The sequence below is a fragment of the Phyllobacterium myrsinacearum genome (assembly GCF_014138285.1).
Taxonomy (GTDB): Bacteria; Pseudomonadota; Alphaproteobacteria; order Rhizobiales; family Rhizobiaceae; genus Phyllobacterium; species Phyllobacterium myrsinacearum_A.
Map to the genome: position 1 here is coordinate 15116 of NZ_JACGXN010000021.1, position 12044 is coordinate 27159.

General features: G+C 51.2%; 7 protein-coding genes. 4 read left to right on the forward strand and 3 right to left on the reverse strand.

Annotation, left to right across the window (positions count from 1 at the left end; all coding sequences use genetic code 11):
* Window positions 1-57: 57 nt before the first annotated feature.
* From FHW16_RS27975 to FHW16_RS27985, 3 genes are all read right to left on the reverse strand, one after another.
* Window positions 58-441, reverse strand: coding sequence for a ribonuclease E inhibitor RraB (locus FHW16_RS27975; protein WP_182552737.1), 384 nt, complete (start codon window positions 439-441; stop codon window positions 58-60).
* A 95-nt stretch (window positions 442-536) separates the two neighbouring features.
* Window positions 537-1166: a hypothetical protein gene (locus tag FHW16_RS27980; RefSeq protein WP_182552739.1), complete on the reverse strand. Its 630-nt coding sequence runs from the start codon at window positions 1164-1166 to the stop codon at window positions 537-539.
* A 52-nt stretch (window positions 1167-1218) separates the two neighbouring features.
* On the reverse strand, window positions 1219-7536 hold the full coding sequence (locus tag FHW16_RS27985) for an RHS repeat-associated core domain-containing protein (RefSeq protein WP_182552742.1): 6318 nt from the start codon (window positions 7534-7536) through the stop codon (window positions 1219-1221).
* A gap of 768 nt (window positions 7537-8304) precedes the next feature.
* Between FHW16_RS27985 and FHW16_RS27990 the strand changes: the two genes are divergently transcribed.
* From FHW16_RS27990 to FHW16_RS28005, 4 genes are all read left to right on the forward strand, one after another.
* Window positions 8305-8847 carry a hypothetical protein gene (locus FHW16_RS27990; protein WP_182552743.1) on the forward strand — a complete coding sequence of 181 codons (543 nt, stop codon included), beginning with the start codon at window positions 8305-8307 and terminating at the stop codon, window positions 8845-8847.
* Window positions 8848-9982: 1135 nt separating this feature from the next.
* Window positions 9983-10357 (forward strand): hypothetical protein, encoded by a 375-nt coding sequence (locus tag FHW16_RS27995; RefSeq protein WP_182552746.1) that lies wholly within the window; start codon window positions 9983-9985, stop codon window positions 10355-10357.
* A gap of 55 nt (window positions 10358-10412) precedes the next feature.
* Entirely contained in the window at window positions 10413-10799 is a 387-nt protein-coding gene (locus FHW16_RS28000) for a hypothetical protein (protein WP_182552748.1), read from the forward strand.
* A gap of 177 nt (window positions 10800-10976) precedes the next feature.
* Window positions 10977-11714 (forward strand): plasmid pRiA4b ORF-3 family protein, encoded by a 738-nt coding sequence (locus FHW16_RS28005; RefSeq protein WP_246712004.1) that lies wholly within the window; start codon window positions 10977-10979, stop codon window positions 11712-11714.
* Window positions 11715-12044 lie beyond the last annotated feature (330 nt).

A 12044-nucleotide genomic window follows, 5' to 3' on the forward strand; every position in this document is an offset into this window, starting at 1 on the left:
ATTTACCATGTGTACCCGGATCGACACTGATCTACGATGCGATTAGTCGTTACAGGATTAGTTTGGCCTCTCGCAGGACATTGTGAACGTGCCCCAGCCATCCGAACGCACGTTATAAGCGACCTCAATCCGGAGTGCAGTCTCTGTCAGCTGTCGTACGCTAGCTGGTTCAGTATTCATATTCACACGTACATGAAGTGAAAAACTATCTTGATAAGGTTCTATTCCAACAACCGTCCACTCCCCTGATCGCAAGTCGCGCGCGAGCCGTAGCAGATTATCTTCAGTACCAACAAAATCCACGTCAACAGGACGAATGACTGTCGATACATCGCCGTCTTTATGGAGGCGTGCGATGACATCTGCGTCCACGGACGTTTCATATTGTAATCGGTTGGGGTCGATAATTACACCAACCAAATTCAATCCTGTTTTCGTCATAGATCATCTCAATGTGCGCTACCATTCCAGCACACCCAACCACCCATGGCTACACCAGATGGACGATAGCAGAGGCTTCACTTTCTCACTTTGACTTAGTTCTTAGTGATGGATTTTGATTTCTTAGACCAAGATCCGATTTCCGTTGCTAATTCTGAATCAAATTCCAATTTTTCCAGCACATTTTTCGCGCGCGGATTCTTAGATTTGCGCAAAACTCGAAGCAATAAAATTCGGCTCTCGCCGAGAGTTTTATCTTCCACTAGCTCTATCAATTGTTCCAAAGTTTCAGGCGTACAAATAATCGCGATCGCTGCCGCCAAACCGTCTTTGGTTCTGTTAGGACTTCCGTCAGGATTTTTTAACGGCGTTCGTCTATATTCAGACACTATAGTTGACCAGTATCGGCGAGCTTCCTTTACACCGAGAGCTCTTGCAATCATATCCCGTACGGCATCTGAATAGTTTAGTGACAAATGATGCACTAACTTGGGGATTGCCGCAGTGTATACCATAGGTTTATTGATGAGATCAGAAACCCGGGAAACATTTACGCCAAGACTGTTCAGCTCTGCTATCAATGGAGCCTCCTCTGAAGCGAAAGCTGCCTCCCTCTCGGCGCGCTCCTTTTCTTCAAGGGTTTTCTGTGCGAGATAGGCAGGGTCCTTGTTCAGCATAGCCATTAACTCACCAGCACTTACGGGTCCTTTAAATTTATTCGTCACATCTGAATCCTTTAGCAAGTGTCTCCGGAAAAGGATAATTCAACATTGCGCATTACTCATTTCCTGGAATCGACTTCAACGTGGGCATACCACTTTTTATTTGTTGATGGAGTGGTCCAGAAAGCGTGGTATTGCTCCGAGTGTAAAGATCCATAGTCAAATTTCTTTCCCGCGCAAATGTAATATAATCTTTTAGTTGTCGTGTTAAACTTAGCGACTTCACATTTTTAACTTCGCTTAGGGTTGTGGTCGTCAACCCGTCCGTTACACGGTTGCGACCATTAACTGTTATGTAGCCTCGCGGCCCGATGTCATTAACCCTTTTAACAGCAGTTTCACCTTCACGGCCGAGAAGCCCAGGCGATTTTGGCGCTCCCGCTGTTGGAAAAACACCATCATTCACCCGGTATGAGCCAATTTCACGGCCTAAAATAGTCTTATCAATTTCCTGTTTCTGTTCTGCGAGTATACCTCCTTTTCCGATCCGCCCGTACTGTTCACGAATTCTACCTTCGTCTTTATTCTGGGCAACTTGCTGACCTTCTTCCTTTTTTTCCTCACTTTTGTTTCTGAACCCTAAGCCAGGAAGGCTGGCATCGTTATTCTCAGCGGTCGTTTTCGCCTGGTTTTCAGATCCTTTTCCTCCAAGGCTATCGAGATTGCTCTTTCCATTCTGGTCGCTCGGGTTGGCAATGTGCCCGTTTGGATCTGACTTATTGACTGGATCATTGCTGGCATATGCGTATCGATTGGTGCCGACACCTTCTAATGTCGGATCCCAATCATCGGGTGAGATGAAGCGGGCAAAGACTGGATCGTAGTAACGGGCATTTAGGTACATCAGCCCGGTTTCGCGATCATAGCGTTCGCCGATAAAGCCCTTCTGCGTCTGCATCGCGGTGTTGGTGCGTTCACCGTATGCGGCATAACCGGTCTGTTCGATCACGCTGCCGGCTGAATCGGTGACAATGCGAACCGACGCGAGATGATCCCGGTGCAGGAACTGCTTGGTCAACGTTCCCGTTGTGGCATTCTGCACGATCTTGATATCGGGATGCGGATAGCGGGTGTAAATATCTGTGCCTGCCGTTGAGCGATCGACCTCCACGTTGGCATCGGGGTAAAGGATCTTGCCGAGCGCCCATGTTTTTCTGGCTCTCGAACCGTCAGGACCATAGGCAAGTGTTACCGCGGCATTATTCTGGGTGACGCTGTCGAGCCGGTTGGAATGGCCCCAGACAAGGGACCGCGCACCGTCGGACAACATATTTCCGCTGGCATCATAATTGATGGCCTTGGTACCGATCTGCGTTGCCGCATGCGGACGGAGCGCTGTGCCCACGGGATAGGTGTAGGTTCCGGCAACACGGCTGCGTGAGATCAGATTGCCGCTGGCCGAATAGACATAGGTTTCATCAAGTGCATTGTTGCCTAGGTTATCGGCAGTCGTCAGGCGGCTGAGACCATCGTAGGTATAGACCCAGCTGTCGGATGGTGTAAGGCCGGTGATGGACTTGATGCGGCCGAGATTGTCGCGGGTATACTGATTGTCCATCAGCACTGTGCTACCTTTGACTGTCCTCACCCGTGTCAGCCAGCGCCGCGTCGGTGAGTAGGTGAAGGTGGTGGTCACGCCATTGGCATAGGCGATATACCGCGTCTGGCCATCCGCCTCAAAGTAGTTCTCGATAATGTATCCAGGGATCGCCTGAAGCTCATTGTTGGAATTGTATTTCCAGCGGTCATTGGTATTGCCGATGCTGATATTGGCCGGCAGATAATCAATCCAGATTTTCTCATCCTGGCGCCCGCGCACATCACTGGTGACATGGGTGACGCCATCAATCGTCGTATCGGTACGGACAAATCTGCCCTGACCTGTAAACAGATTGTAATAGACACTTGTTGCAGTTGGGTTCTCGGCCTTCGTCAGAAGCCCGATATTGTGATAGTTGGGCTGCTGGTTCTCGTCATAGGTGTTTTTTGCAACGAGTGCCGGTGTAGACTGGCCTGGTGCCGTTGACTGCTGCAGTGTCAACCGGTCGAGTTGATCATAGCTCATCGTCGTGATGTAGCCACGAGCGTCTGTCTGACGGATCAACCGGCTGTTATTGTCATATTCGTAGGTCCAGTTGCCAAGATCAGGATCACTTGCCGTCAGCCGGTTACCCAGCATGTCATAGGTGTATCTCCATTTGGCGCCTTGTTGATCGCGGACCGAAATCAGGCGGCGCAGAGTGTCATAACCACGGAATTCCCAAGCCTCTTCATTGGCATTGATCTTTCGGATTATAAGAATCGTATCACCCCGCGTGCTGTCATAAGTCCTGATTTCCCGACCTTCCTCGTCAGTCATCAGTGTATGACCAAAGAACACATTGGGAATTTCTGGATTGGAGGTCAGGAACAGCCCGTACTGATAGGTGCGCTGTGTATTGTCCGGATTGACCGTTTTGACGACGCGGTCCTTCCAGTCGTAGGAATTGGTTGTCCATTGCGGTGTTTCGAGCCAGAAGCGCGGGGCGGCGGTGCGCCAGATATTGCCACGTCCATCGTAGGCGGTTTCGATAACGTGGTCCTGCGCTCCGTTGAAATCTGCCGATTCTGCCTGCGCCCATGGCCGGCCAAGCCCATCGTAGCGGGTCATCTTGAAGACTTCGCCGTTGCCGTTGGACTGCTGGGTGTAGGTTCTGATCAGCTGATTGTTGGGATCTCCCTCGTTCTCATAGAGGGTCCGCGTATAGCGTCCAAACCCGCCGTGCGAATAACGCGACGGACGGCAGTAGGGATCATACTCGAAGCTCTCGGTGATCTTGTTTGGATCGGTTTTCAGCGATGGCAGACCGCACACAGGTTCGTAGGCTATCGTTGAGAAAAACCGTGTGTCGGCGGGATTATTGCCGGTGGCAAAGTAGCGGCGCGATCGCTCCGTAACAGGATAGAGATGCAATACCGGATCATAGTCCCACTCAATACGGTGCCCCATCCCATTGGTCTCGGAGATGCGGTTGCCGTAGCTGTCATAGGTGTATTTGGTGTCGGTGGCCCGCGGTGCCGTGCCGCCCTTCATAAAGGATCGTTTGATCGTCAAATTGCCTTTGACGGGTGGAGCAGAACCATTGACAGAGCCGTCGTAGTAATACTCTTCATAAAAATCCGGAATGGTGGCCGGATCAAATCCCGTTCTCGTTGACCGTGCGGCTGAGAGAGAAACTATGTATTGGGGAATGTTATAGTTGAAACCGCCATAGACGTTCCAGACTTCATCACCCGAAACGTCGACGCGGCCATAATCCTTGGTCTCTATAAGATTGTTGTAGGCATCGAAGGATCGCTCAATGCGGGTCGTTGCTGTCAAATATTCCTGTGTCGTCGTATCGGTAGATATATTGCGGACCCAATACGGTTTTACCGATGTATTGACGGCATATGTCTCGTTCACCTTCTTGTGGACCAGGCCTGTTCCACTTTCCCAGTCCACCCATTGGATGTATTCCGGCAAACCGTAGCTTGCCACATCCTGGCGAAAGACCGTATCGATGGTTGGACGCGTGATAGCGCCGACAGTAAACGGCTTTTGCACGGTCATGTTGCGGTAACCGAGGAACTTTCTGGCAACTGGATCGTAAAGACCACCGGCGTAGAAATAGTCTGTGGCAGCAACGGATGTCGGCGTATTACGTCCATCATCAAGTGTGATGCGGGAGACCGCGTGCATGACCTGTGGCATGTAGCCGTTGGCCCAGCGGGTGGACGGTGTATAGTCGATCGCTATTCTGCCGCCGGTCTCCAGTATAATCTTGCGCAACAGGTTCGGATTGCCGGCGCCGGGATTGGACATCAGGGCAGATTTTCCATCGATCAGATCGGGAAGGCCGTCACCGTTGAAGTCGCCGAGTGTCGTCCCTCCGTGTCCGGTAAATGGTGACTCGACAACGGCGTTGTATCCGCCGTCAAAGCGTAGATCATAGGCAAACATCGGACCATACTGGTCGTCAGGGGTGAGGTCCTTGACCTTGATGAAGTCGACCTTGCCGTCATTGTTGAAGTCACGCAGCACCGGTCGGCCATCAAAGGCAAAGGATCCATCTGATGTGCCATTGGGCAACTGAGTAAAACCGTTACCGTTCGACAGCCATACCCGGATTTTCTTGTCACCCGCCTTGATGATGTCAGTAGCGCCATCACCGTTGACGTCACCAAGGGCACAGAATGCACCGACATTATTTCCCCCGCCACGGCAATCGAGGCCAGGAATAACGGTTGAAGTCAGCTGGCCATTGATAAAACGCCGTATACTGGTCTGACCGTTGTCTGCATCGACAACGATAACGCTTTGTCGACCATTGGCGGCAACATCCGCAACTCCTACAATATAGCCGTTCGAACCAATGTTGAAGCGTGTCAGGCCATATTGTTCGTCAATGCCGTCGCCGTCAGAGTCAAGCGCCACATAAGAACGCTTATTTTGTCCACTCGCACCCGTCTGCAAAACGGTGCAAACCGATTCGTAACTGGCAGCCGGGCATCCCGCACCAACAATATTGTTGTAATCATCAACCCGGATAACAGCCGAACTAGTCCGTGTCTGCGACCCACCATGCCCGGACTCCGTGGTGTGTTTTTCCACATACCCGGCATCCTTCCATTGCTTTTGCGCACTGAAGCGGCCAGGTGATATGAACTCCACTTGTGCATTTGCACTGGTGGAAAGTTTAAGGGGATTATTCGCAGTGTTTGGATAAAGCTGTTTGAAACTGCTGGCCATGCCATTGTTGTCAAACGTGCGCAGGTTCCAGTTGCTCAATGTATAGTAGAAGGTCGTTCCGTCTCCGCCTCCCTCATGTTCCTGCCATGGCATGGTATACCCGCCATAGAGTTCATCCCTGCCGTCGAAGTTCAGATCACCGGCCTGCTGCCAGGCAAGTTTGCCAGTCGGATCCTGAGACCTAGTGTTGGGGTCAGGAAATTGGTCCGGAGTGCGGATATAGCCGTAGTTGACGCCATCGTATTCCATCGTGCGGATGATCTTCTGGCTGCTACCCCAGACTGCGCCCGATGCGACGTCCATGCTTGCATCCCGTCCAAATGTATCCACTCGGGTCAGACGGGACGCATTGGAAAAGGGTGCCTGGTCGTAATAGAGCGCAAACGCCTTGCGCAGCTTGCCGGCGTTCCAGATGCTGATCGATTTGATGCGTCCGGTGGTATAAGAAACAGAGCGGCCATTGGCCGTCAGGATCTGGTCGGGACGGCTCTCGAAATGGAAAATGATCTTTGCGCCGTTGTAAACGATATTGGTGGGATAGCAGACCGGGCCGGGGCAGTTGTAGTTGTAGGTAACCGTGTTGCCATTGGTGTCGGTGACTGACGTGAGCATCCAGCGGTAGTTCTGCTGCAGATCATAATCCGGTGTCCCGGGAGCCGGGTTGGTACCCATGATGGCAGCGTTCGTGCGGAAGGTGGATACGGTTCCGTCTCGGTCGGTCACCTTCCATTCCCGTGTCGAGTAATTGAATCGGATGCGCCGATAGCTCTCGTTCTCCGTGGCAAACCGGCCTTCTCCGGCAGGGTTCTCGCCAAAGCAGGATGGAGAGCCTGTGCCTTCGCAACTGACGAGCTGCTCTCCATTGAGCAGGAACACATCAGCATTCTCATAGGCTGGCACACCATATCCCACGCTGGCACGCTCGATCGTGTCGATGCCATCCAGGCCCCAACCATATCCAAGCCAGCCTTGATAATTACCGCCAATCTTGGTCTTTCGGGCGGAATTATAGTTCAGCGAGAGCTTTGGTTCGAGACCGCGAAAGCCGGGAACATCAATGGCGATACTCTGTGAAAGATTGCCTGTTCCGGCAATGTCAGGAACGGATGCTTTTTCCGGAACGCCGACAGGTGGTGCTTCCGGCATTGCAGCCACTGCCATTGACGCGGCAGCCTTGGCACTCGTCTTCTCATTTGCATCCGCGTCTTCCGCACCTGCAGCTTCCCCCTTGCCGAGCGCATCTTTGCCAACGATCCTGGCTGGATCCGTCGCAGGATCACCCGTGCCTTGAGCCGGTTTCCCCAGCGTTGCACGGTCAACCGTTGTATCGACAGGTGGAACAGCACCAGGCTCAGTCGTTGTACTGCTTTTCGCAGGAGTGTCTGTTGCCGACGAACTGGCGGGAGCTGTCTTTGACGCACTGCCCAGTCCGCCAGTGCCATTGCCAAGGCCGCCCGACGGTTTGGCAGGGACCTGCTCGGCAGCTTGCGCACTACCGGAAGGCAACAAGGCACCTAAACCATCCTCATATCCCCCGGAAGACACACCAAAGCTAACAGTCGCGACAGTCAATACTGTCACGCCAAGACGACGCAAATGCATGAGTTCCCCCCTCAGACAGTTAAACGCAGATCAGATATGTAAGTGAATGCAACTGTAGGTTAATCAGGCGATATTCATGCAATCTACATTTTGCCACAATTGATGCAAGGCATAAAACTACTTTCAAAAGAATAAATAACAGATAATTCACTTGTGTAAAAAGTGAAATTCAAATGTTCTATTATAGGCGGACAGTTCGACTGAGTAACCTCAATGGAGGAGATAGGGGAAATAAGGGTGCGCCGGAGTAAACCGGCAAGGAGTAGATGGCGCATGTCCGGATAGGCCGGCCGTCTGTGTCTCTATAGTCACAGATTCGAGTGGCTGATTGCGCATAGCCAAAAAAGAACGATATAGGGTTCCACAACGCAGGCAAAGCGCTGCCGTTGTCATGGTGGTAAGCGGATCAAGGGAACGGTGAGGGCAGTGATCTTCTTGGTATGGATCGGTATACCACTTCTAATATTGATTTTTGTTCTCTTCTACTTTTTGAAACGCCGAGCCGCCGGCTGAGACGAAAGAACGAATTCTGATGGAAACATTAACATTTTCTACAAGCACCAAAGTCGTTGTCGAAGCACGATTGAATTTCAATGCTGAGCACTTGTATCCGGAATGCCGGTGAAATCTCTGATCGGCACCGGTGACAGGACATTCATCGACTATCTCCTCAAGCCGGTAGTGGATTCATTCCGACGTGTATTCACTGCAGATCAGCCGCTGCACCAAACTGAGCTCGTGTAAGCAATCTCATGAGGAGAGAGACAGTTGAAGTCATACGTCGTTGTTCCGGTTGTCGCTTTGATCGCCCTGGTTGGATATTTCACATATTTGCCGATCAGCTTTCTGCTAATCAGTTGGGATAACATCGATATCCCAACCGTGCAGAAGCGCTCGCAGTTGGAACTGGCCAGAAGTGGGTCATGGATACAGAACGGTTCTCTCAGATTGATCTGCAGCAAAAGAGACAATAGCCTGCACCTTGTCCAATTTACGCATTTAGCGGGAGAAAAACCTTCAACTTTTTTCACTGGAACAGGTAGTTTGTTGGTGTCTAAGGCAATGCAAAGTCCAGATTTTACTCAAACGGATTTTCCAGACACTACGTGGTACCCGGAGCGGCTTATTGATATCATGGTGACGCCTGGCATCTCTGAGAAACAATTGTCTGGAATAGCAAAAGTGTTTAATGCCAATCGCCCACTCCGGGTCATTTTTGGTGTTGGCGAGACGGCAAAGGGTTTCACACCGGTTGTTGACGGCAATGCCGTCGAGAATATGGGTCGTCAGTGTTTGGACAATAACGAATAAAGCTGCGGCGTGCGGGTTCAGTCGTGATGCAGTGCCGGCGTTTCGCTGATCCCACCACGCTTTGTAAACGTAGTTTGAACCATAAATGAACAAGGACACGATAGTGCGCCGGTTTTCATTCAGTGATTTGAGAAATCTTGGATAGATCAATCTGACAGACAACGGGTGGAATACAGATGGCGCACTTTACGCACCTTGTGCACCTACGACACGGTGCTTGTCATGCCTTCGCGATTCCGCACTCTCCCGCAAATGACCCGTCTCGGGAAATTTCAATCGAATAAATGACCGGTCCTTGCTCTTGCGGCCACGTCGCCCCAGCTTGATTTCCCGATACAAACGGCGTTTTCTTGGCAAACGGGGAATTTGGAGGGATGCAATGTTCTCATGGCTAAAAAAAGCTGCCTCTGATATTTACGGGCTAATGTCAGATCCTATTGTCGCCGAAGAAGAGATTGAGACTTCGGCTGGTTATTTAACGTGCCAAAAACGAAGCAAAGCGTCCAATAATTCCGAATACATCGTTCTTCGGGCTCAGGGTGGCGATGCTACAATTTGGATAACATTGGATCGAATTGGAGTGGACCAACTCAGATCGTTTCTCGAAGATGTCCAGATACCCGCGGAGATTTAACCGCCGCTCCATCTGAATTTGGATAGTAGTTATCCATGGCGCGTGTCGGGTCTTAAAAAGGTATCCACGACACCTATCTGTATTGGAACTGCCAGAATGAAAGGAACAGCGTTGACTGTCACTTGGATTACACGCCTGTGCTTTGTCGGCGTTTGCTTGTTTCTGGTCTGCCTTGGGTATTTGTTGATTCTCGTCGGCGGTCCAGACACAGGAACAAGCGGCGCAATACTCACAGGATTTGTAGCAGGCCACGCCATTGTCAAGTTCAGCGTTGGGCTTGCAGTGATTGGCGCAATCCTTGAAATCGTTTTTCGGATAGGGCCGTGGCTCACTTGGTTTTAGGCCATAAACATCGATGGCGGGAAGCCGTGAAGCTCTTCACATGCGCCAAGCAAGTATTCGCTGCTCTGCAAATTCTCATCAGGTCTTGAATAGCCGGACCACTAAAATTCAGTTTCGCTCGTAAACGCTCCTTTAGCTCGTATCTGCTTTGATACGCAGATGGCGACAGAAGACTTCAAACCGGATTGGACAGTTCTTAAGTGGGTGCTAATCACGCTAACTGCTGTAGTACTCATCCCGCTGCTCGCGTTCGCCTCCCTTTTCGCTGCATTGTCTGACTATGCAAGGGCATACTATTTTCTGGCGCTCTGTTTCATCGTGCTGTTGGGAGTTTCTATTCGCAGATATCGCCTTGAGAAGAGAACAAGGCTTCGGGACATGAAATCGAGGGCCGAGGCATTGCAGAATCTCGAACGTGAGGAGCTGGACGCTGCAAGGGCATGGAAGAAACCTGACTCCGGTGCGGCGTCTCCAACGAACATCAGTGACGACCTTCAAAGAAGTATGCCGCCGTCGATTCCCTCATCCCCATAAACCTCAATCTGCCGCAAGCTGTTGCCCGGGCCGGCTTCATTGGAGTACCGTCTTGATGCTCACGCCAACACAACTGAAAGCCGCGGTCATAGTCATAGTGCTGATAGCACTTTGCTTTGGCGCATATCAGCTGTTTGCGATCACGAAACCCGTTGCCGCCTTGGACGATAAGCCCGCTGTTGAACTGACCGCGGACCAATTGATTGTTCGACAGCGGTTTCTCCAGAACAACATCGATGCTCATTTGCGAGCAGTCACCATCTGTGCAGAGGGACTTAAAGGAACGTCCGACGAGGATATTACAAACGCCGCAAAAAAGCTCGGGACCCAAGCAACAAACGACCTAAGAGACGCAGTCTGTTCGGACATGGTAGATGCTTTTATTTCCGGCAAGAAAGCGACGTGCGATGTAATCGGAATTACCTGCCCGGAACCTAGGTGACCCAAGAAACACGGACAATAAGCGATGAAATTCAGCCTCAGGGAATGGGCACATGACGGTCGGGGCATATCCCTGCTGCTGGTCGCCTCATCATTCTCAGTTGTCTGGGGTTACACGGAGTACACACAGAGACCATGAGGAATTGTGGGGCAGATTGCGAAATTGGCATAGTGAACTATGGTCTGGTCGTTGCATTCTATAGAGACCATCATTTTGGAAGCCCAGTTATCGAAGTCGGAAGCCGTTGAGCCAGAGCCGGACGTTATGCCGGAGATTCTGCAATTTCGTATCTGGCTAAAGGATGTGAGCCCTATGATCTGGCGCCGCGTCCAGATACCCTCCACATTGACTTTGCGCGAATTGCACGGCGTTTTTCAAGTGACGATGGGCTGGGAAAGCATTCATCTGTTTCAGTTTACATTGCGGGCAACCCGCTTCGGCTCCTGGCAAACAGCCGCACGCACGCCAGATATTGCATTGTCGGAGCTTCAGTTGCGTAAGGGAGTGCGATTTCTCTACGAATACGATCTCAATATTCCGTGGGAGCATGAGGTTCGTCTTGAAGACCGGATCCTAGCTAGCACCGGAAAGAGTTATCCTCGTTGCACAGGTGGCGACGGCAATTGTCCAACGGAAGATTGTGGTGGTCCTCTCGCCTTCATGACGCAGAGCGACGCAGCTGATAATGACGAAGTGTATGAGAATCTGGCAGAGGCTGCTGAGTTCATCGATGCGGTGGTTTTCCAGCATAGGTTTGAAGTGCTTAAGGACAAACGTCGGGTTGAAGATATCAAAGATTTGGTAGACCGCTTGAACGGTCGGCTTTCCATGCTGGGCACCCCGTTCGAAAGAAAGACAGTGAACAGCCGCCTTGAGCAACAAGAGCACTTGCTGCTCATGCATCAGCAGATGTGAGATTTTTAACCGACTGATAACGCTCGTAGCAATGGATTTCCCTATTGCTAGCCCATCACCCCTAAGCTCGTTCCCGGCGAGAACGGATCAGTGATCGAGATTCAACCAGCAGGCTGAATTGTCGAGACCAGTCTATTTGGAAAACCCATGAAAAGCAGAAGCAGAGCAAGACATGCACGCACTGACCTGAGACCCGATTTCCCTCCAGTTTTTAGGAGAGTCTTGGGTTTTCAATCTGGCCTCATGCGGCCTGTTTTTCCAGCGTAATGTTCATTGCGAATTCGTCAGGCGTGAGGTTTCCCAATGAAGAATGTGGTCTGTTGTGGTTGT

Bases quoted from the DNA above. Each gene is read 5' to 3' on its own strand.
- FHW16_RS27975 (WP_182552737.1), bottom strand. From the start codon at position 441: ATGACGAAAACAGGATTGAATTTGGTTGGTGTAATTATCGACCCCAAC.
- FHW16_RS27985 (WP_182552742.1), bottom strand. From the start codon at position 7,536: ATGCATTTGCGTCGTCTTGGCGTGACAGTATTGACTGTCGCGACTGTT.
- FHW16_RS27995 (WP_182552746.1), top strand. From the start codon at position 9,983: ATGGCGACAGAAGACTTCAAACCGGATTGGACAGTTCTTAAGTGGGTG.
- FHW16_RS28000 (WP_182552748.1), top strand. From the start codon at position 10,413: ATGCTCACGCCAACACAACTGAAAGCCGCGGTCATAGTCATAGTGCTG.
- FHW16_RS28005 (WP_246712004.1), top strand. From the start codon at position 10,977: ATGGTCTGGTCGTTGCATTCTATAGAGACCATCATTTTGGAAGCCCAG.